General features: G+C 56.4%; 22 protein-coding genes. 19 read left to right on the top strand and 3 right to left on the bottom strand.

What is annotated here, in order from left to right; all coding sequences use genetic code 11:
• A partial coding sequence (locus tag DWZ54_RS08940) for a transposase (protein ID WP_233541667.1) occupies positions 1-1,307 on the bottom strand: 1,307 nt, incomplete at its 3' end.
• A gap of 242 nt (positions 1,308-1,549) precedes the next feature.
• On the bottom strand, positions 1,550-2,005 hold the full coding sequence (locus DWZ54_RS08935; RefSeq protein WP_118475667.1) for a MarR family winged helix-turn-helix transcriptional regulator: 456 nt from the start codon (positions 2,003-2,005) through the stop codon (positions 1,550-1,552).
• Between the two features lie 199 nt (positions 2,006-2,204).
• Here DWZ54_RS08935 and DWZ54_RS08930 point away from each other — a divergent pair, with 199 nt between their 5' ends.
• The 3 genes from DWZ54_RS08930 to tadA all read left to right on the top strand — a co-directional run bounded on the left by DWZ54_RS08930 (position 2,205) and on the right by tadA (position 3,836).
• Positions 2,205-2,750 (top strand): rubrerythrin family protein, encoded by a 546-nt coding sequence (locus tag DWZ54_RS08930; protein WP_118475665.1) that lies wholly within the window; start codon positions 2,205-2,207, stop codon positions 2,748-2,750.
• 80 nt (positions 2,751-2,830) lie between these two features.
• Entirely contained in the window at positions 2,831-3,172 is a 342-nt protein-coding gene (locus DWZ54_RS08925; protein ID WP_118475663.1) for a hypothetical protein, read from the top strand.
• Between the two features lie 169 nt (positions 3,173-3,341).
• Complete coding sequence (gene tadA / locus DWZ54_RS08920; protein ID WP_118475675.1) at positions 3,342-3,836, top strand: tRNA adenosine(34) deaminase TadA; 495 nt, start codon at positions 3,342-3,344, stop codon at positions 3,834-3,836.
• A gap of 32 nt (positions 3,837-3,868) precedes the next feature.
• On the opposite strand, the gene DWZ54_RS08915 is transcribed toward tadA, so the two are convergent.
• The gene (locus DWZ54_RS08915; protein WP_118475661.1) at positions 3,869-4,753 is read right to left on the bottom strand and encodes a hypothetical protein; all 885 of its coding nucleotides are present in this window, start codon (positions 4,751-4,753) and stop codon (positions 3,869-3,871) included.
• Positions 4,754-4,961: 208 nt separating this feature from the next.
• Here DWZ54_RS08915 and DWZ54_RS08910 point away from each other — a divergent pair, with 208 nt between their 5' ends.
• The 16 genes from DWZ54_RS08910 to DWZ54_RS08835 all read left to right on the top strand — a co-directional run bounded on the left by DWZ54_RS08910 (position 4,962) and on the right by DWZ54_RS08835 (position 19,868).
• Positions 4,962-6,314, top strand: coding sequence for an MATE family efflux transporter (locus DWZ54_RS08910; protein ID WP_118475659.1), 1,353 nt, complete (start codon positions 4,962-4,964; stop codon positions 6,312-6,314).
• Positions 6,315-6,497: 183 nt separating this feature from the next.
• Entirely contained in the window at positions 6,498-7,223 is a 726-nt protein-coding gene (locus DWZ54_RS08905; RefSeq protein ID WP_233541666.1) for an MBL fold metallo-hydrolase, read from the top strand.
• A gap of 19 nt (positions 7,224-7,242) precedes the next feature.
• Positions 7,243-7,830: a peptidylprolyl isomerase gene (locus DWZ54_RS08900; protein ID WP_118475655.1), complete on the top strand. Its 588-nt coding sequence runs from the start codon at positions 7,243-7,245 to the stop codon at positions 7,828-7,830.
• A gap of 3 nt (positions 7,831-7,833) precedes the next feature.
• Positions 7,834-8,103, top strand: coding sequence for a GIY-YIG nuclease family protein (locus DWZ54_RS08895; RefSeq protein ID WP_118475653.1), 270 nt, complete (start codon positions 7,834-7,836; stop codon positions 8,101-8,103).
• 32 nt (positions 8,104-8,135) lie between these two features.
• Positions 8,136-8,606 (top strand): transcription elongation factor GreA, encoded by a 471-nt coding sequence (gene greA / locus DWZ54_RS08890; protein ID WP_118013912.1) that lies wholly within the window; start codon positions 8,136-8,138, stop codon positions 8,604-8,606.
• Between the two features lie 30 nt (positions 8,607-8,636).
• The gene (lysS, locus tag DWZ54_RS08885; protein ID WP_118475651.1) at positions 8,637-10,148 is read left to right on the top strand and encodes a lysine--tRNA ligase; all 1,512 of its coding nucleotides are present in this window, start codon (positions 8,637-8,639) and stop codon (positions 10,146-10,148) included.
• Between the two features lie 177 nt (positions 10,149-10,325).
• On the top strand, positions 10,326-11,459 hold the full coding sequence (locus tag DWZ54_RS08880; protein ID WP_118475649.1) for an amidohydrolase: 1,134 nt from the start codon (positions 10,326-10,328) through the stop codon (positions 11,457-11,459).
• A gap of 18 nt (positions 11,460-11,477) precedes the next feature.
• Positions 11,478-12,305, top strand: coding sequence for an amidohydrolase family protein (locus tag DWZ54_RS08875; protein ID WP_118475647.1), 828 nt, complete (start codon positions 11,478-11,480; stop codon positions 12,303-12,305).
• A gap of 367 nt (positions 12,306-12,672) precedes the next feature.
• Positions 12,673-13,920: a peptidase T gene (pepT, locus tag DWZ54_RS08870; RefSeq protein ID WP_118475645.1), complete on the top strand. Its 1,248-nt coding sequence runs from the start codon at positions 12,673-12,675 to the stop codon at positions 13,918-13,920.
• Between the two features lie 34 nt (positions 13,921-13,954).
• On the top strand, positions 13,955-14,422 hold the full coding sequence (gene def, locus DWZ54_RS08865) for a peptide deformylase (RefSeq protein ID WP_118013922.1): 468 nt from the start codon (positions 13,955-13,957) through the stop codon (positions 14,420-14,422).
• Positions 14,419-15,357, top strand: a complete 939-nt coding sequence (fmt, locus tag DWZ54_RS08860) for a methionyl-tRNA formyltransferase (protein WP_118013924.1) — start codon at positions 14,419-14,421, stop codon at positions 15,355-15,357. Before def ends, fmt begins: the two co-directional genes overlap by 4 nt.
• A gap of 5 nt (positions 15,358-15,362) precedes the next feature.
• Positions 15,363-16,214, top strand: coding sequence for a DUF116 domain-containing protein (locus tag DWZ54_RS08855; protein WP_118475643.1), 852 nt, complete (start codon positions 15,363-15,365; stop codon positions 16,212-16,214).
• An 8-nt stretch (positions 16,215-16,222) separates the two neighbouring features.
• Positions 16,223-17,563 carry a 16S rRNA (cytosine(967)-C(5))-methyltransferase RsmB gene (gene rsmB, locus DWZ54_RS08850; protein WP_118475673.1) on the top strand — a complete coding sequence of 447 codons (1,341 nt, stop codon included), beginning with the start codon at positions 16,223-16,225 and terminating at the stop codon, positions 17,561-17,563.
• 13 nt (positions 17,564-17,576) lie between these two features.
• A complete protein-coding gene (gene rlmN / locus DWZ54_RS08845) occupies positions 17,577-18,617 on the top strand; it encodes a 23S rRNA (adenine(2503)-C(2))-methyltransferase RlmN (RefSeq protein WP_118475641.1) in 1,041 nt (346 codons plus the stop codon).
• Positions 18,618-18,689: 72 nt separating this feature from the next.
• Positions 18,690-19,415: an FhaA domain-containing protein gene (locus tag DWZ54_RS08840; RefSeq protein WP_118475639.1), complete on the top strand. Its 726-nt coding sequence runs from the start codon at positions 18,690-18,692 to the stop codon at positions 19,413-19,415.
• Complete coding sequence (locus DWZ54_RS08835) at positions 19,416-19,868, top strand: FHA domain-containing protein (protein WP_233519415.1); 453 nt, start codon at positions 19,416-19,418, stop codon at positions 19,866-19,868.
• Positions 19,869-19,871 lie beyond the last annotated feature (3 nt).

Raw genomic sequence — 19,871 nt, 5'->3', positions numbered from 1 at the left:
AATGTTCCCTCTGCTTGGATTGAGCGGTTCATCCGCAACAACGCTCCCTGGATACTGTTCAGGTTATCCACAACCTCTTGGTGCATGGCGGTCAGTTCTCGGTTTATCCGGATGGTCCTGTTCCGGTCTGTCCGCTTGCAGTCAGATGCACAGGGGCAGCCCGTACAGTCCTCGCATTGGTAGACTTCCTCCTGGCGGCCAAAATGGTTCCCTCTCACATTTTGGCGATACAGGAAACGGAAGGCTCGTCCATTGGGGCAGCGCAGAGTGCCAGTCTCGTCAATCCTGAAGTTCACGGCGCGGTATGGATTCTGCCGGTATGCCTTATCTGTCAGTTCTTTCTTGTACATGGGGAACTTCATGTATTTCTCCATCCCATGCTGCTCGCAATAGATGTAATTGTTGAATGAACCGTACCCGGCATCCGCTACGGGATATTTTGGGTAGAAGCCATACGTCTCGTGGAACTTCTCCATCAACGGGATGAAGCAGTCCATATCTGAGCGGTAATGGTTCACATCTGCAACAGCGATATACTCATCGGCAATACCGAATTGGACGTTGTAAGCAGGTAGCAGACGCCCGTTTCCCATATAGTCCTGCTTGACTCGCATGAATGTGGCTGAGTGGTCCGTCTTGGCATAGCTGTTCCGTCCGTCACAGCAGATCTGCAGTTTCTCGGTGTACTCGTCCAGCTTACTCATATATTCCCGAAGCCGCTCGTAATGCCGTTGCTGCGGGCTCTTGTGGTGTCCGCGCCCGTGGACGAAGTCTGCTTCATCGAGCTTCCAGAAAGCAGTGTATTGCTTCAGCACCTCGGCCAGATACTCTGGGGCGTATTCCGTGTTTGTAGGGATGGCAATGCCGCTGGGAGCCAGTTCCGCATTGAGTTCTTCAAACAGTGCGGTTATCTTTGCAAACAAGCGGTAACGCGATTTCTCTGTGGCCTTCTTCCACACCCATTGATATTTATTTGCATTTGCCTCGAACTTCGAGCCGTCAATGTACAGGTGGTTGAGGTCGACATGCTCCTCTGCAAATATCTTGCGGTTGAGATCATAGAACAGCTCTTCCACGGAAGTCTGGAGCACATCGTGGATGAAATAGCCGAACGTCCGGTAAGATGGGGTCTCGTGCTTCATGAGATACATGAAACGAAGGTTGACACGGCAATTGTCCTCGAGCTCGCGCAGTGAGATGTAGCCGTACTTCATGAATCCGAATAAGACTGTTTTCAACATGCTGACCGGGTCGTACCGAAGACGGCCAGTGCAGTGAGCTGGCACAGCCTTCAGGTACTTCTCCAAATTGATTCCCTCCATGAATCGGTCAAAAACCAGCACAGGATCACAGATATCCAGATAATCCGAAATAAACACTGGCAAAATGCCTTGCGTTGTTTTAGAATGATATGTGGTAATCTTTTCCATAGTGGGATATAGAAAATTTTACCACAAAGAGGGCCGCATGCTCAATGAGCATGCGGCCCTCTTGTTTTTGGGGATCTGTTATTTCACAGCCCCTTTTTTGTCTAAGGGATTGGTGCTTTTCAGCGCAGCCCCTGCAGAATCTTATAGAGTTCTGCTTTCATGGTTTCAATCTCGTCGGGGGAGAGAATGACTCCTGCTTCGGCCAGATGACAGCCCATCTGCTTCGGCACGTTCTTGGCCTGTTCCTTGAGCGCCATACCGTCTTTTGTCAGGATGGCATTGACGACGCGCTCGTCCTCGGCGCTGCGCCGGCGTTCAATGTAGCCGAGCTGCTCGAGTTTCTTGAGTACGGGCGTCAACGTGCCGGAATCCAGGTAGAGACGATGTCCAAGGTCACGCACGGATATCGTCTTCTTTTCCCAGAGCACCATCATGGTCACATATTGCGTATAAGTCAGTCCGATGGCCTTGAGAAAGGGATGATACGCCGCCACGATCTTGCGGGCACAGGCATATATGGGAAAGCAGAGCTGCTTATCGAGCAAGAGTAAATCATCTTCATGTGGGTGGGTCATGTGACCATCCTTTCTGTAATTGACAACATAAATTCTTATTCGTATCCTATGATTCCTTTTATTATAACAGATTTTCTTGCACAGTTTAAATAAAATTTTTTAAAATTATGTTTGACAAAATCTATTTGATAAAATATAATTAAACCATACCGATTAACGGCAAATATGTAGATATTGTGTATGATATAGGAGGAGAACGATGAGCTTGAATGGAATCGTGAAAGGTACGGAACTCGAGGGTATGATTAAGAGTCTGATGCAGGGCGAGGCCAATGGTGTCATGATGTACTATGCGCTGGCACAGCTCGCACGTGAGCAGGGCCTTGAGGATGCGGCAAAGAGCTTCATCGAGGCTGCCAATGAAGAGGCTGTCCATGCTGGCTTTTATGCTGTCCTGGGCGGCAAGTATCCATCGGATTTCTGGGGCCTCGTACGCGGCATCCAGAAAGCTGAGACGAACGGCGAAGCACAGATTAAGGCACTCGCCGACCAGGTCCGTGCTGCTGGTCATGCTGAGGCAGCTGATCAGATGGAAGTATTCGCTCGTCAGGAAGGCGGCCATGGCGTCCGCCTGCAGAAGCTGCTCGACAAGTACCAGAAGAATGCAGAAGTACCGGCTGGCCAGAAGGTCTATGTCTGTCCGGTCTGCGGCTATGAGCATGTCGGCGACATCAACGCCGAAGATGATTCCTACGTCTGCCCAATCTGCGGCCAGCCGAAGAGCGCCTTCGTCCTGAAGAAATAAACAGGATACAGACACATCGCACAGCCGAATCCCCAGGCTGTCTCTAACTCCCAAATGAAGCAGATTGAGGTGCAAAAGCAATGGAAAACCAGAATGTAATCGATGCATTTCACATGATGTGGGACAATTTCCCCGAACCCGTCATGCTCATCCAGAAGAGCCGTCAGATTTACGCTGTCAACAAGAAAGCGGCGTCGATGGGACTTAATACGGAGATGAAATGCTCTCAAATCGGTACAGAACCACATCGCGGCTGTCTCTGCAACAAAGCAGCAGATGAGAAAAAAGCCGTTTACATCACTTATGAGACCCCCTTAGGACAGGCCTATGGCTACTGGATACCGGTTGCCGGTCATGAAGAATATCTGCTTCATTTTGGCGTGGGATATACGTTTGAATACCCAAAATCGGAACTCAGATAATCCCTATTGCAGTAACTTCGCGTGGATAACTCCCTCTCTATTGCGAAACAGCAAAAATCGGCGTATGGATCTGTGCGCCGATTTTTGCTGTTTTTATGGCGTTTTGTGAATGACATGCCCTATGATATAATAAAGATGAAAATCTGTATTTGAGGAACGGGGGATGGTCATGCGAGAAGATGCAGATTATATGAGGATGGCGCTTGAGGAGGCGCAGGAGGCGTATGATCTCGGCGAGGTGCCGATTGGTGCGGTGCTTGTCGATGCGGACGGTGAGGTCGTTGCGCGTGGCCACAATATGCGCGAAGTCTGGCACGACGCCACGGCGCATGCCGAGATGATCGCGATACGTGAGGCCTGCGAAAAGCAGGGCCGCTGGCGACTTTCGGGGCTTACGCTCTATGTGACGATTGAGCCGTGTCCGATGTGTGCGGGGGCCATTGTCATGAGCCGTGTCGACCGCGTGGTTTACGGCAGCACCGATGCGAGGGCCGGAGCCTGCGAATCGGTATTCAATATTCCCGGGAATCCGACGCTCAATCACCGCCCGGAGATGACAGCCGGTGTCCTGCAGCAGGAGTGCGCAGACATCATGAAGCGTTTCTTCAAGGAACGGCGGGATCAGCGCAAACGCGCAAAACAGGAAAAGCAGGCAGCAAATTGAAGCTGCCTGCTTTTCTTATATGTGGTCTGTTTTTATTGTGCTGACGGGGATGGCTGTGCAAGCCAACGGCTCCAGCTCGTCATAAAATCTTGGTCGCGATTGTCTCTGACGTATGTGTGGAACTTCTCAAGCCATGGCAGATAGCCGGCTTGCACGAGGTCGGCGCCGCCGAGGGCTTTTTGATGCGTGGCGGCTTCTGCGGCGGAATGGTCCGGCTGTTCCAGCAGCTCGTATAAGGTCATGAAGGTCGTCGTGCGCCCTTGTCCGGCCTGGCAGTGGAAGAAGAGCCAGCCGTGCTCCCGGGGCAGGCTGCGGTAGAAGGCGACGAAGTCATCGATGGCCTGCGGCTCGGGCCAGCTCATATCCGTGGCTGCAAAGCGTTCGTAGCCGCAGCCGAGAGAACGGGCGAGGTGGCGTTCTGTTTCCCAGTTGCTGATTGTGCCGGCGAACGGAGCGGCAATCGCGATCTGGTCGGCCCTGCCCATCGGCATGGCGATGACAGAGGTCTGCATGGCCGCTGCGAGCTGATGGATCTCGCGTGTTTCCACTTCCGACGCGCCGAGGCCGCGATTGGCTGCATTTCGCTCCGTGTGCCAGCTTACGGCCGTGCCGTTCAGGAAGCCGTGTGATTCCTGACGGAGATCGATGATCCATAATGGCGTGCTGATAGGGAGGCCGAGTTCCTGCCGCAGATTTTTCAGTGTTTCCGGCGTCGGCTGATTGCCGCCGGCAATTTTCAGCTGCGCATCACTGCGGAAATTGCGAGGTCTCACCTGAGCCGGGGCGGCATCGAGGCGCCAGGCGCCGGGGGCTGCTGCCTGCACGTCGGCGGACAGCAGACAGAGAAGCGTGAGGATGGCGAAGATAGCGTGAAGCAGGCTGCTCCTGCTGACGATTGCGGTGGCGGTTCCATTCATGACGATATCCTTTCAATTTATTATTGACGCTCTGAGATAGGAGCTGAAACGGGACAGATTATCCTGCCATACCCTTAGTATACAATAATGGAGCGTTTTCGTCATGGTGCCATCACAGAGAGGAAATCATTGTCAGTGTATGGTGATGATGGTATCATAAAAGTAGTTTTTGCAGAATCTCTCAAGCAATCGGATGAAAGGGATCGTCATGAGCAGGAGTCATACCATCGATATGCTGCATGGGCCGCTGGCTGGCCCTCTTTTTGCCTTTACGCTGCCGCTCGCGCTGACCGGCATCCTGCAGCAGCTTTTCAACACGGCGGATGTCCTGACCCTCGGCCATTTCGTGAGTACGGAAGCGCTGGCAGCCGTCGGGAACAACTCGCCGGTCATCGGTCTGCTCGTCAATCTGTTCATCGGCGTTTCCCTCGGTGCAAACGTGGTCATTGCACGATGCATCGGGGCCAGGGATTTTAGGCGTACGACGCAGGCCGTGCATACATCTTTTCTGCTGGCTTTGATCTTCGGCGTACTCGTGGCCCTGCTTGGCGAAGCGATTGCCGTGCCGATGCTCGAGTGGCTCGCGGTACCGGACACGGTCATGCCCTCTGCCGAGCTGTATTTGCGCGTCTATCTCCTCGGGCTGCCGGCCATCGGCCTTTACAATTTTGAGTCTGCGATTTTCCGCAGCCGCGGAGATACACGGACGCCGCTGTATGCCTTGGCCGTGGCCAGCATACTCAATATCGTGCTGAATCTTTTGGCCGTGCTGCTGCTCGACTGGGGTATTTTCGGTGTGGCCCTGGCCACAACGCTTGCCAATTATGTAAGCGCTGTGCTGCTCTTCCGGGCGCTCTGCCGTGCGCATGGTGTCCTGCGGCTGATGCCGCGGGCTCTGTCCCTGAATGCGGCCGACGCACGGGAGATCCTGCGCATCGGGCTGCCGGCAGGCGTGCAGGGCATGGTCTTCTCGCTGTCCAATCTCGTCATTCAGGCAGCCATCAACAGCCTTGGTGCCGTGGTCATGGCGGCTTCGGCGGCTGCTTTTGTCATCGAGATCAATATATACGTGTTCCTCGTGGGGTTCGGGCAGGCCGTGACGACCTTCGTGAGCCAGAATTACAGTGCGGGGAATCTCGCGCGCTGCCGCGCGGCGACGCGCACGGGCCTTTTCATCGCGATGGTCACGATTGTCGGCTTTTCCGTCCTGGCCTGCGTCTTTGCCGAACCGCTGCTGCGCTGCTTCAATGATGATCCGGCTGTCGTAGAAGTTGGGAAGATTCGTCTGTATTACATCGTCGGCTTCTATTTCATTTACGTTTTCATCGAGATCCTTTCAGGTGCCATGCGCGGCTACGGCCATTCGCTGCCGCCGGCGCTCCTGATGATGCTCACGATCTGCGGCGTTCGCATCGGCTGGATCTATACGGCGTTTGCGGCCGTGCCGACGTTCTTCATCATCATGCTCTCGTATCCGATCAGCTGGGCCGTGACGGTTGTCCTGCTGCTCGTCATTTACTGGTTCTACTGCAGGAATCTCACGGTACCCCGGCGGAGATGATGAGCCATGCATGGACAGGATGCATCAATTGTCGTGCAATATTCGTCCATATCCAGTATAATGGAAATAACTGACCGTGACGATGCGGAATCTGTCACGGCGGGTGAGCCATCTGCTGCCGGAACGCTTTGCACGGATGGCAGGACAGCAAGATGAGGTGATAAGATACAGATGGATATTTCGATGACCTATTTGCTCAACAGCGGTTTTCTCGTGCGTGTGGGCCGCGTTCTGCTGGTCTTTGACGATTACAAGGACCCGAGCCATGCCGTGGACGAGGCTGTGGCAGCCGATGACTTTGACCAGCTCTACGTCTTTGCCTCACATGCACATTTCGATCACTTTGACCCGCACATCGGGCTCTACGCCGATGCCGTGAACCAGTACATCTTCGGTTACGATATCCGCCATACGAAGCGCGTGCGCGCCTTTCCGCAGGATAAGGTGCAGTTCCTGGATACTTACAGTCATTGGGAGGATGAGGACCTGTCGGTTGAATCCTTTGATTCGACGGATACGGGTGTCTCCTTTCTCGTGACGCTCAAGCAGCAGGGCGTTCGCATCTTCCATGCCGGGGATTTCAACTGGTGGGATTGGGATGGCGAAGACCGCGAGACACGGAAACTCGCTGAGAATGCTTTCCGCAAACAGATGAAGAAGCTGCAGGGCCTGCAGGCCGACGTTGCGTTCTTCCCGGTGGACGGACGCCTCGGTGAGCAGCTCGACAAGGGCGCGAAGGAATTCTGCGCGGAAACGGATATCGGTGCACTCGTGACGATGCATTCCGTGGGATATCCGGCCTGGCAGCCGCCGGCAGGTTTTTTCCGTCCTGGCCATGAGGTGCCGGTCTGGTCGCCGCGTGAGCCCGGGGAAAAGAATGTGCTGCGTGATGGCAGGCTATTGAAATGACAGGAGGAGATGGGGTAGAATGAAGAAGATGCTTATGATGCTGCTGGCATTGACGCTTCTCCTGACGGGAAGCTGCCTGGCGGCAGGAAACAGTAACACAACATCATCAGCCAATGGAGGAGAGAAACACATGGCAAATCGCATTGCAGTATTTGAGACGAACCAGGGAAATTTTGAAATCGAGCTTTTTGAGGATCAGACGCCGATCACGACGAAGAATTTCATCGACCTTGCACAGAAGGGCTTCTATGACGGCGTCATCTTCCACCGCGTCATCGATGGCTTCATGATCCAGGGCGGCGATCCGACGGGCACGGGCACGGGCGGCCCCGGCTATACGATCGAGGATGAGTTTGTCGACAGCCTGCGCTTCACGGGCGAGGGCATCCTGGCCATGGCGAACACGGGCATGCCTCATACGGGCGGCAGCCAGTTCTTCATCACGCTCGACAAGACGCCGTGGCTCAATGGCCACCATACGATCTTCGGCAAGGTCGTCAAGGGCATGGATGTCGTTCGCAAGATCGGTCATGTGGAGACGGATTTTGCCGATCGTCCGCTCGAGGATGTCGTCATCAAGACAATCAAGATCCAGGAAGCAGAATGACCGATGCCGGAAGCGTATACCTATATGGTTGAGTGCGCAGATGGCAGTCTCTATACGGGGTGGACGAATGACCTCAAGCGGCGCGTCGCGGCTCATAATGCGGGCCGGGGCGCCAAGTACACGCGCTCGCGCCGTCCGGTGCGCCTCGTTTATTTCGAGTGCTTCGCGACGAAAGAGGAAGCGCTCTCCCGCGAAGCCGGCATCAAGCACCTGACCCGTGCGGCCAAGCTGGCCCTGATTGACAGCCGCGGGAAAGAAACGTATAATGAATAAGTTAAACTGAACATAAAAAGGGGCGTTTTATCATGGCAGACAAAAAGGTCATGCTGACCGAAGACGGCTATAATAAACTCGTAGAAAAGCTCAATTATCTCAAGAGCGTCAAGCGCATTGAGATTGCACAGCGCCTGAAGGCAGCCATTGCCCTCGGCGACCTTTCGGAGAACTCCGAGTACGATGATGCCAAGAATGAGCAGGCATTCCTCGAAGGCGAGATCCAGGATCTCGAGGCGAAGATCCGCAATTCGCACATCATCAAGGCTGGTGCCGGCGATGTCGTCCAGATGGGCAGCAGCGTAACGGTCAAGGACCTCGAGTTCGACGACGAGGATACGTTCATGCTCGTCGGTTCGACGGAGGCAGATCCGGACGAGGGCAAGATTTCCAATGAATCGCCGCTCGGACAGGCTCTGCTCGGCCAGAAAAAGGGCAGTGTCGTCGATGTGCATGCACCGGCCGGCATCATCAAGTACGAGATTATCGATATCAAGGGATAAGACTCCCGCAGAGATTGGAGTAAAGCAAGCATGGCAGATAAGCAGAAGAAGGGGCAGCAGGCCCCTGTGGAGGACCTCAATGAGATGATGAAGGTCCGCCGCGAGAAGATGGAAGAGTTTCGCGCCATGGGCGTGCCGCCGTTTGGCCATCGTTATGAGGTCACGGCTTATGCAGAGCCCATCAAGGAGAAGTATGCGCATCTCGAGGGCGATGAAGAAGGCGATGAGGTACGCATTGCAGGCCGCCTGATGGCCATCCGCGGCCACGGCAAGGCTTCGTTCTGTACGCTCAACGACCGCACGGGCAATATCCAGGTCTATTTCAAGATCGATGTGCTCGGCGAGGACAAGTACAAGAATCAGTTCCGCAAACTCGATATTGGCGATATCGTCGGCATTCGCGGCGTGGTGTTCAAGACGCATCGCGGCGAGGTGACGGTCCGCGTCGAGGATTTTGATCTGCTCTCGAAATCGCTGCGTCCGCTGCCGGAGAAGTTCCATGGCCTGCAGGATGTCGACATCCGCTATCGCCAGCGCTACCTCGACCTCATCATGAATCCGGAGGTACGCGATACCTTCCGCAAGCGCACGAAGATCATTCAGTCCATCCGTCAGTATCTCGATGACCGTGATTATCTCGAAGTTGAGACGCCAGTGCTCTCGACGATCGCCGGCGGCGCTGCGGCACGTCCGTTCGTCACGCACCACAATGCACTCGACATCGACCTCTATCTGCGCATCGCGACGGAGCTCAACCTCAAGCGCCTCGTCATCGGCGGCTTTGACCGCGTCTATGAGATGGGCCGCGTCTTCCGCAACGAGGGCATGGATGTGCGCCACAACCCGGAATTCACGACGATTGAGTTCTATCAGGCCTATGCAGACTACACGGACATGATGGACATCACGGAAGGCATTGTCGTCAATGCGGCAAAATCCGTACTCGGCACGCCGGTCATCAATTACCAGGGCGTCGAGATCGACCTCTCGAAGGTCAAGCGCATCAGCATGAATGATGCCGTCAAGGAAGCGACGGGCAAGGACTTCCTCTCGTGTGAGACGGTGGAAGAGGCCCGCAGGATGGCTGACGAGATCGGCGTTCCGTACGAGCAGCGCCATGGCATCGGCGGCATCCTCAACCAGGCATTCGAGGAGAAAGTCGAGGAGACTCTGATGCAGCCGACGTTCATCACGGGCCATCCGACGGAAATCTCGCCGCTTGCCAAGCGCAATCCGGAAGATCCGCGCATCACGGACCGCTTTGAGTTCTTCATCTATGGCCGCGAACTGGCCAATGGCTTCACGGAGCTTAATGATCCAATCGATCAGGAAGGCCGCTTCCTCGATCAGCTCAAGCAGCGCGAGGCCGGCGATGATGAGGCACATGTCATGGACCGCGATTACATCACGGCTATGGAATACGGCCTGCCGCCGACGGGCGGCGTGGGCATCGGCATCGACCGTCTCGTCATGCTGCTGACGGACGCACCGTCCATCCGCGATGTCCTGCTCTTCCCGACGATGAAGCCGCTTGCTGAGTAAGGTATCTTATCCTGCATGAACAAAGGAGTTGTGATGGCGGGCTTTTTGGCCCGCCGTTCACAGCTCCTTTTTGGCACTATGCTTATTGACAGCGCCCGGTGGATATATTACAATATCTGTAAAACATACTAGTAAACTATGTTAATATGAATGACTGAGATAAAGTGAGGGATTTTCATGCAGCAGAATGCAATCATCGATAAGATTACCGAAGAATTTTACTGGTTCCATCGTCATCCGGAACTTTCCTATGAAGAGATTGAGACGACAAAGCGCCTGCGGCAGGATCTGGAGGCTGCTGACATCAGAATCCTTGACCTGCCGCTCAAGACGGGACTCGTCGCAGAGGTCGGCACGGGCAAGGCCCCCTTTATCGCGCTGCGCTGCGATATCGACGGACTGCCGATACAGGAAGAATCAGGCCTTGACTATGCATCCGAGCACGAGGGCCGCATGCATGCCTGCGGTCACGATTTCCACATCAGCACGGTGCTCGGTGCGGCGTATCTGCTCAAGGAGCAGGAAAATGAGCTCCGAGGCACGGTCTATCTGATCTTCCAGCCGGCGGAGGAGGCTCCGGGCGGTGCGCGCAAGGTCATGGCGACGGGCGTGCTCAAGGAGGTGCAGGCCATCTTCGGACTGCACACCTCGCCGCTCTACGACGTCGGCACGCTCGGCATCCGTGAAGGAGCCGTGACGGCTTCAGTCGATAAATTCACGGTGACGTTCCATGGCAAGGGGACGCATGCGGCACATCCGGAACGCGGCATCGACCCCATCGTCATGGCGGCAGGCTTCGTCACGGCGGCACAGAGCATCGTTTCGCGCAACATCGACCCCGCGCATCCGGGCCTCGTCTCGATCACGCATATCGAGAGCGGCAATACCTGGAATGTCATCCCCGAGTCTGCCTGGCTCGAGGGCACGGTGCGCTGCCTGACCGCTGAGGACCGCAAGCTCATCAAGAAGCGCATCTACGGGCTGGCGGAGGGGCAGGCCGCTTCCTTCGGCGGCCATGCGGAGCTCACGTGGTATGCGGGACCTCCGGCTACGAACAACACGCCGTCCTGGACGGAATTCGCAGCGGAAGAGGCACGCAGGGAGGGCCTGACGGTGGAGCCGGCCCCCGTCAATCTGGCCGGTGAGGATTTTGCGTATTATCAGGAGGAGATTCCTGGGGCGTTCGTGCTCGTCGGCACGGGCAAATCCCCGGCCAATCACAATCCGAAGTTCCATGTGGATCCGGCGGCACTCGGCCCAGCGGCCCGCTATATGGCAAATCTGGCCCGCGAGGTGTTTGCCCGCCTTTGAGTTGAAGCGAGGGATATCATGAAAATCATCGACGCGCATCTGCATTTCGGCGCGGATGCCTATTTTGACCAGATTGCCAGGGCTGCCCAGCACGAGAACAGCGCCGAGCATCTGCTGGAGCAGTATCGTGCACGCGGACTCGTTCACGGCATCGTTATGGGCAACCTGCCTGTGGAGGATGTCTCGCCGGATTACCCGCCGTTCCTCTCGTACTGCGTGGGGCTCGACAGCAGGATCTTTGACTTCGAGCATCTGGAAGCGCAGCTGCCTTTCCTGGAACAGCATCTGCAGCGCGACTGCTGCCGTGGCATCAAGCTGTATCCGGGGTACAGCTCGTTCTATATCTACGATGAGCGGCTGGCGCCAATCTACGAGCTGGCCGTGAAATACCGGAAGCCGGTGGCCGTCCATACGGGATTGACGGCGACGGACCAGGCACTCCTCAAATACAGCCATCCGCTCGTCATGGATGAAGCAGCGACGCGCTTCCGCAAGGTACAGTTCGTCATGTGCCATTTCGGCGAGCCGTGGTTTACGGATGCAGCGGCTGTCATCGAGAAGAATCCCAATGTGGCGGCCGATCTTTCCGGCCTGCTCGAGGGCAAGATTCCCGATTTTGAAGCGTTCCTGCAGAAGAAGCACTTCTACATCGAGCGCCTGAAGGGCTGGCTCGAGTATCTCGACTCGTATGACCGCTTCATGTTTGGCACAGACTGGCCGCTCGCGAATCTCGGGGACTACATCGCGTTCACGAAGGAGATCATTCCGGAAGAACATTGGCATGAGGTGTTTTATGAAAATGCTGTTCGCATCTATGGCCTGGACCCAAAAACATTGAGTGTTTGAGCTTTATCTGGTAAAATGCTATGGACAGCGAAATTTCGTTGTGCCATAGCATTTTTTCTAAGAAAGTAATGTGCTCTTGTATTCGCATGATGCTGATGCCCTTTTGTCCTCTGTGTGTGTATCTTGAGATTTTGCGGGGACGATGGTCCTTTTCTTGTGTACAATTTGTCGCTTTTTTAGTTGGAACCAATTGCTGTCCGCTGTGTAGTGATACGGCGCTGCAGCTGAGATGCCTTGTCGCTTCTGTGTTCTTTTGTTATAATTATATCGTGACTCATACCGTTGGTCAGACCGGTTTTGTGCACGACTCACGGACAGAGTCAAGAGAAAATGATTCAATATAAAGTACGAGGTGGTTTCAATGGCAATGGAAATCGAAATGGAAACTCTGGTGAAACGGTTCCGCGACTACATCTCCTTTGATACGCAATCGGATGAAAGCAGCGCGTCGTGTCCGTCAACTGCCAAGCAGCTGGTGCTGGCCAAGCACCTGGCTGAGGAACTCAAGAACATCGGTCTTGAGGAGGTTACGCTCGACGAGAACGGATACATTATGGCCACGCTGCCGGCCAATGGTGTGGAAGGTGCGCCGGTCGTCGGCTTCATTGCACATATGGATACGAGCCCGGATGCTTCGGGTGCCGATATCCACGAGCAGATCATCCACTATGAGGGCGGCGATATCCTCCTGAATCCGGAGAAGCAGATTGTCTTCTCGGTCAAGGATTTCCCGGAAATTGAGAAATACAAGGGCCAGGACATCATGATGACGGATGGAACGACGCTGTTGGGCGCTGATGACAAGGCCGGCATCACGTCAATCGTCAGTGCGGCCGAATACCTCCTGCACCATCCGGAAATCAAACACGGCAAGATCCGTCTGGGCTTTACGCCTGATGAAGAGATCGGACGCAGTGCAAACTTGTTCGATGTTGAGAAATTCGGTGCGGACTTTGCCTATACGATCGATGGCGGCGAGCTCGGCGGCCTGGAATACGAGAATTTCAATGCGGCCAACCCGACTATCCACATCCATGGCCGCAGCGTCCATACGGGCTCGGGCAAGGGCAAGATGAAGAATGCCGTCTCGATTGCAGCCGAGTGGCAGATGATGCTGCCGGCTGGCGAGAAACCGGAGTACACGGAGGGCCATGAAGGCTTCTACCATGTGCACAAGATCAAGGGCGGTGTCGAAGAAGTCACCATGGGCATGCTGATCCGCGACCATGACAAGGAGCACTTTGCTGCGCGCAAGGCATACCTCGACAAGATGGCGGCGTTCCTCAACGAGAAATACGGTGAGGGTACCGTAGAGGTGGAGCACCGCGACATCTACCACAACATGCTCGAGAAGATTGCTGACGGCAACATGTACATCGTCGAGCTCGCTCACGATGCGATGGAAGCTGCTGGCGTCGAGCCGAAGGTCGCACCGATTCGCGGCGGCACGGATGGTGCACGCCTGTCCTTCCGCGGCCTGCCCTGCCCGAACATCTTCACGGGCGGTGCCAACTTCCATGGCCGGTTTGAATACCTGCCGCTGGAATCGCTGCAGAAAGCTGCCAATGTCACGCTGGCCATCATGGTCAAGGCAGGCGGCTTGAAGAAAGCATAAGTTTTAGTTACACATAAGGAGTCACCACAAGCAAATGTCAGTAATGGAAATTGTCAAGGCCGGGGCGCCTGTCCTCAAGGAGGTCTGCGCTCCTGTCGAAAAGATCAATAAGGAATTACGGCAGCTGCTCGATGACATGGCGGAAACCATGTATAAAAATGATGGTGTCGGACTGGCTGCGCCCCAGGTGGGGCGCGCCATCCGCGCTGTCGTCATCGACTGCCAGGATGATACCGGTCTCATTGAACTCATCAATCCGGTCATCACGTTCCGTGAAGGCGAGGATGTCGACACGGAAGGATGTTTGTCCATTCCAGGGATTTATGGAGAAGTGAAGCGTTCGGCCAGGGTCAAGGTTGAATTCCTGAACCGGCGCGGCAAGAAACAGCATATTACAGCCACAGGGCTTTTGGCGCGCTGCATCCAGCATGAACTCGACCATCTCGATGGCCAGCTGTTCATCGATATCGCGACGAGCCTGCACGGGAGGAACCAGACGTGAAGAAATTTCGTGTGATTTTCATGGGAACGCCGGAATTTGCCGTACCCTGCCTTGCTGCCCTGCATGCATCGTGTGAGGTCATCGGTGTTGTGACACAGCCCGACAAGCCGCGCGGACGCGGCCAGAAGCTCGTGCCGTCGCCGGTCAAGGCCTGGGCGGAATCTCATGGACTGCCAGTCTGGCAGCCGCAGAAAATCAAGGAGGAGTCCTTTACGGCCTTCCTCGAGGAACAGCATCCGGATCTCATGGTCGTCGTGGCTTTTGGACAGATTCTGTCCCAGCGCATCCTCGATATCCCGAAGTATGGCTGCATCAATGTCCATGGCTCCCTTTTGCCGCGTTACCGCGGTGCTGCCCCCATGCAGTGGTGCGTCATTGACGGCGAGACGAAGACCGGCGTGACGACGATGTTCATGGATGCCGGCCTCGATACGGGCGATATGCTGCTGAAGGCGGAATTCCCAATCGGTCCGGATACGACGCTCGCCGAAGTTCATGACGGGCTCATGGAGCTTGGCGCCAAGGTCCTGATGGAGACGCTGGAGAAATTGTCAGACGGTACCCTGCAGCGCATTCCGCAGACCGGAGAGTCCAATTACGCGCCGATGCTCACGAAGGAAACAGGCCGCATCCACTGGCAGGATGCCGCTTCTCATATCCACAACCTCGTGCGCGGCCTCGATTCCTGGCCGGGCGCTTACACGTTTTTATCAGGAAAGAAGTTTAAGATATGGCGTACCAGACGGACGGCAGAAACGACCCAGGCTCTCCCGGGCACGGTGCTGCTGGCCGACAAGAAAAAGGGGCTGCTGGTCGCAACGGGTGACGGCGTGCTCGAAATCCTCGAGCTGCAGGCCCCGGGCAAGAAACGCATGCGTGCGGCTGATTACCTCAATGGACATGGATTTTCGCTGCCGGCACGCTTTGAGGACTGAATGTCATGGTGCAGAACAAGAAGAAGATCACAATGCCGGGCCGGCCGAAGAAGCGGCTCTTCATTGGCATGCTCTCGCTGACAACCATCCTGATGGCTGTTGCGCTCTACATCATCTGGTATATCGGTGTGCCGGGGCTGGCCTCCATACAGCCTGCCCTGCCATGGATCCTCGGCGCCATCGTGACGGCGGTCGTGGTCGTGGCTTTCCTCGGCATCTTCAATATGGTGCTGGCCGTGGCTGGCCTGCCGTATGTGCCGTTCCTGCAGAAGCAGACGTATGAGCTCATCAACATGCTCTTTCCGCTGGCCGTGCGCCTCGGGAAGGTTTTCGGCATTTCGCGGCGCCGCCTCGAAGGCTCGTTCATCGCAGTCAGCAACCTGCTCTTCAACCGCATGGGCATTCGCGTGCCGGCAGACCGTCTGCTCGTCGTGACACCGCACTGCCTGCAGCTGGCCTCGTGCCCGCACAAGATCACCAGGGACCCCGAGAACTGCAAGCGCTGCGGCGGCTGCGACATCGGGGCCCTTGTGACGTTATCGCACGAGATGGGCTTCCACTTCTTCGTGGCGACCGGCGGCACGCTGGCCCGTCAGATCGTCTACAAGACGCGCCCCAAGGCCGTGCTGGCCATTGCCTGCGAGCGCGACCTCATGAGCGGCATCCAGGATGTCTATCCGCTGCCGGCCGTGGGGGTGCTCAACATCCGGCCCAACGGGCCCTGTTACAACACCCATGTCGATATGGCGGAAGTGAGGGCCCAGCTTGAAAAGATCATCATCCCGCAGGAAAAGGCGGCTAAGGGAGAGCCTGCGCCGCCGCAGAAGGAAGCTGCGGACAAAGGACAGGAGAAGTAAGAATCATGATGGATAAAGCGCGCGAGACGGCGGTCCGCATCTTATATGAAGTACATGAAAATGGCGCCTATGCCAATGTGGCGCTTGCCAGGGCACTGCGTCAGGCAAAAATCTCGGAGCAGGACCGCCGCTTTGTCACGGAGCTCGTCTACGGAGCGGTGAAAGCCGGCGGTACGCTCGATTGGATCCTGCGCCGCTACGTGAAGCGCCCTGTCCGCAAGATCCAGCCATTGGTGCGGGAAATCCTGCATCTCGGCCTCTACCAGCTTTTTTATCTCGATAAGGTTCCAGCCTCGGCCGTCTGCAATACGTCGGTGGAACTTGCCAAGGGCATGGGCATGAAGGGGCTTTCGGGCTTCGTCAATGGCGTGCTGCGGACAGCTGTGCGTGAGCCGCAGCGGGCGGCTTTCCCCGAAGGCAAGGGGCATGCGACCGAGGGACTGGCGCTGCGCAGCCAGCACCCGGAATGGCTCGTGCGCCACTGGGTCAGGACGTTTGGCTTTGAGGCGGCTGAGAAGATTTGTGCGTTTGACAACGAGCAGCCCGTTCTCTCCGTGCGCACGAACACGCTGCGCATCGGGCGCGAGGAACTGAAGGCAGCGCTCGAGCAGTCAGGAGCTGTGGTGGAGCTTTCCCGCTGGGCGCCTGAAGGCTTGCTCATCACAAAGCACGGAGCTCTCGATGAACTCGCGCCTCTCCAGCAGGGACTCTGCCAGGTCCAGGATGAAAGCTCCATGCTGGTCGCGCATGTCGTCCGGCCGCAGCCCGGAGAATTCGTGCTCGACTGCTGCGCGGCCCCGGGCGGCAAGACGACGCACCTTGCCGCTCTGATGCATGACGAGGGACGCATCGTGGCAGGCGATGTCTACGATCACAAGCTGCTGCGTATCGAAGAGAACGCCAGCCGGCTGGGCATCCACATCATCGAGACACAGCGCCTCGATGCCAGGGAGGCCGGTGAGTACTATGCGGGCATGGCAGACCGCGTGCTCATCGATGCACCGTGCTCGGGACTCGGCGTGCTGCGCCGCAAGCCGGATGCCCGCTGGCGCAAGACCCAGCAGGAAATCGAGGCTCTGCCGCACCTGCAGCTGGAGATCCTCGAGGGTGCGTCCAAGGCCGTCAAGCCCGGCGGCGTTCTCGTCTACAGTACGTGCACCATCGAGCTGGCAGAGAATCAGGCCGTCGTGAGCCGCTTCCTTGAAGAACATCCGGAATTTGAGCTCGAGACGACGGGGGCGTTTTTGCCGCTGCCGAGCGTTCATCAGCAGGCAAGGATGGTGCAGCTCATGCCGCAGGTGGATGGCACGGATGGCTTCTTCATCTGCCGGATGAAGCGGAAAGGATGAAAGGATTATACACGTGAAGAATATCTTTGGCCTTACACTTGAGGAACTCCAGGAATCGCTGAAACCCTTCGGCGTGCCGTCTTACCGCGCCCGTCAGGTGGCTGAGTGGATGTATCAGAAGGGCGCGCGTTCCTTTGACGATATGACGAATCTGCCGAAGAACCTGCGCGCAACGCTGCCGGAGACGCTCGCCATCGGCCGCCCGCGCGAAAAGGACCGGCTGGATTCTGCCGATGGCCGCACGACGAAATTCCTGCTGGAGTTCGACGACGGCACGGCCGTCGAGACGGTGCTCATGCGTCAGCCGTACGGCAACAGCATCTGTGTCTCGACGCAGGCTGGCTGCAACATGGGTTGTGCATTCTGTGCATCGACACTCCACGGCATGGCGCGCAACCTCTCGGCCGGGGAAATCTTTTCCCAGGCCATCATCATCGAGGAGATGCTGCACCGGGAAGGACAGGGCAAGGTTGATACCGTCGTCATCATGGGCTCCGGCGAGCCATTGATGAACTACGACAATGTCCTCGCCTTCATCCGCCTGCTGCATGCGCCGTATGCGCTCGGCATGGGGTACCGGAACATCACGCTTTCTACCTCGGGAATCGTTCCCAATATGTACCGGCTCGCAGAAGAGGGGCTGCCGATCTCGCTGTCTGTCTCCCTGCATGCACCGAATGACGCATTGCGCTCAAGGCTCATGCCGATCAACCGCAAGTATCCGCTCGCGGATGTCGTCAAGGCGGCCCGCCATTACGCGGAGACGACGAAACGGCGTGTGACGTACGAATACATTCTCATCGACCAGCTCAACGACGGGGAGGAGCAGGCACAGGAACTCGTCTCTCTCCTGCGCGGACAGCTCGCCAGCGTCAACCTCATCCCCATCAATCCCGTGGTCGAACGCCATCTGCTGCGCCCGTCCGCCGCGCGCATCAAATGGTTTGAACAGTACCTGCTCGACCACCATATCCAGGTGACGGTGCGGCGCGAGATGGGAACAGATATACAGGCTGCCTGCGGCCAGCTGCGCAATAAGCACCTCAAGGACTGACGTTTGTCTATAAATCCCTTGCGTTTTCTGTTATAATGAGACAGACAGAAACGCAAGGAAAGGAGCCTTAGTATGGGACTTGGTACATGGGAATCCTATCTGACCAATCACATCGAAGGATTTTTCAATAAGCGGTTCAGCAGCAATCTCGAAGTGGCGGAACTCATGAATGGCGTGGAGCGCGAAGTCACGCGCCAGGCGCGTGGAGCCGGTTCGCCGGTAGACAATGCCTTTTATTTTTATCTTTGTCCCGACGATTACCATCGCCTCTGTGCACAGCGCGTCATCGATACGCTCTATACGACCGTAGGCCGCCAGCTCATCCTGCAGGACTGCACGATGGAGGGCAGGCTCTCCATCCATATGAAGCAGAGCCGGAAGCTTTCGCGCGGCATGTACAAGCTGCGCTGCTTACAGGAAAGCGAACCGGAGGAACCGGACAATACGCTGGTGCTCGAGCGCCCGCGGCTGGATGAAGCCGGGCCGATCTCGCTGCCGGCCTTTCATCCGCTGGCCTCGCTGACCGTGGTGGAGGGGCCGGACCGCGACGCCTATCTGGAGCTTGGTGAAAAGCAGATCTACATCGGCCGCCGTGACAAGAATGAGTTCATCCTGACGGATACAAAGGCATCACGGCTCCATGCCTGGATTTCCTATGAACATCATCGCCATGAGCTTCATGACGCCAGGAGTACGAATGGTACCTTTGTGGAGGGGGAGCGCATCGATGCCTGCCGTCTGCAGCATGGAGATACGATACGGATCGGTGTTACGGTCCTGCGATATGAGGTGATTTAAGTGCCTGTAACGGCTTGGTTCTTGAAAGGGGTCCGCGTCATACTGGAATACGGCATGCTGCTGTGGCTGCTGTGGTTTACCGTCAAACTGGCGAAGGGACTCCTGGGCGCGGTGCGCAGGCAGAAGGCTGACCTGCGTCCTCCTGAGACGAGTCCTGCGGAGGCCGTCCTGTCCGTAGAAGAGGCGCCGGAAAAAGAACTCAAGGGGAAGCGTTTTGCCTTTCGCGAGCAGATTGCCATCGGCCGCGGCCCCGACAACCATATCATCATTCCCGAAGGCTATGTGTCGCATCATCATGCCGTCATCTATCGCCATGGCAATCAGTATGTCATCGAGGATCTTGGCAGCGTCAATCATACCTACGTGAATGGCAAAGTACTGGAGGGCAAAGCCTATGTGCGCCCGGGTGACAAGATACGCATTGGTCTGGTCACGCTTCAGTTCGAGAGGTGAGTA

The sequence above is a fragment of the Mitsuokella sp. AF33-22 genome, from assembly GCF_003475755.1.
GTDB lineage: Bacteria > Bacillota > Negativicutes > Selenomonadales > Selenomonadaceae > Mitsuokella.
Note: the sequence above shows the minus strand (reverse complement) of the source record. Positions and strands in the feature narration are given on the sequence as shown.

Excerpts from the sequence above, each read along its gene's own strand:
- DWZ54_RS08900 (WP_118475655.1), top strand. The coding sequence starts at position 7,243 with ATGAAGAAGATGCTTATGATGCTGCTGGCATTGACGCTTCTCCTGACG.
- DWZ54_RS08930 (WP_118475665.1), top strand. The coding sequence starts at position 2,205 with ATGAGCTTGAATGGAATCGTGAAAGGTACGGAACTCGAGGGTATGATT.
- DWZ54_RS08880 (WP_118475649.1), top strand. The coding sequence starts at position 10,326 with ATGCAGCAGAATGCAATCATCGATAAGATTACCGAAGAATTTTACTGG.
- DWZ54_RS08910 (WP_118475659.1), top strand. The coding sequence starts at position 4,962 with ATGAGCAGGAGTCATACCATCGATATGCTGCATGGGCCGCTGGCTGGC.
- tadA (WP_118475675.1), top strand. The coding sequence starts at position 3,342 with ATGCGAGAAGATGCAGATTATATGAGGATGGCGCTTGAGGAGGCGCAG.
- DWZ54_RS08855 (WP_118475643.1), top strand. The coding sequence starts at position 15,363 with ATGGTGCAGAACAAGAAGAAGATCACAATGCCGGGCCGGCCGAAGAAG.
- DWZ54_RS08915 (WP_118475661.1), bottom strand. The coding sequence starts at position 4,753 with ATGAATGGAACCGCCACCGCAATCGTCAGCAGGAGCAGCCTGCTTCAC.
- DWZ54_RS08840 (WP_118475639.1), top strand. The coding sequence starts at position 18,690 with ATGGGACTTGGTACATGGGAATCCTATCTGACCAATCACATCGAAGGA.
- pepT (WP_118475645.1), top strand. The coding sequence starts at position 12,673 with ATGGAAATCGAAATGGAAACTCTGGTGAAACGGTTCCGCGACTACATC.
- DWZ54_RS08905 (WP_233541666.1), top strand. The coding sequence starts at position 6,498 with ATGACCTATTTGCTCAACAGCGGTTTTCTCGTGCGTGTGGGCCGCGTT.
- def (WP_118013922.1), top strand. The coding sequence starts at position 13,955 with ATGTCAGTAATGGAAATTGTCAAGGCCGGGGCGCCTGTCCTCAAGGAG.
- DWZ54_RS08925 (WP_118475663.1), top strand. The coding sequence starts at position 2,831 with ATGGAAAACCAGAATGTAATCGATGCATTTCACATGATGTGGGACAAT.
- DWZ54_RS08875 (WP_118475647.1), top strand. The coding sequence starts at position 11,478 with ATGAAAATCATCGACGCGCATCTGCATTTCGGCGCGGATGCCTATTTT.
- DWZ54_RS08895 (WP_118475653.1), top strand. The coding sequence starts at position 7,834 with ATGCCGGAAGCGTATACCTATATGGTTGAGTGCGCAGATGGCAGTCTC.
- lysS (WP_118475651.1), top strand. The coding sequence starts at position 8,637 with ATGGCAGATAAGCAGAAGAAGGGGCAGCAGGCCCCTGTGGAGGACCTC.
- greA (WP_118013912.1), top strand. The coding sequence starts at position 8,136 with ATGGCAGACAAAAAGGTCATGCTGACCGAAGACGGCTATAATAAACTC.
- rsmB (WP_118475673.1), top strand. The coding sequence starts at position 16,223 with ATGGATAAAGCGCGCGAGACGGCGGTCCGCATCTTATATGAAGTACAT.
- DWZ54_RS08935 (WP_118475667.1), bottom strand. The coding sequence starts at position 2,005 with ATGACCCACCCACATGAAGATGATTTACTCTTGCTCGATAAGCAGCTC.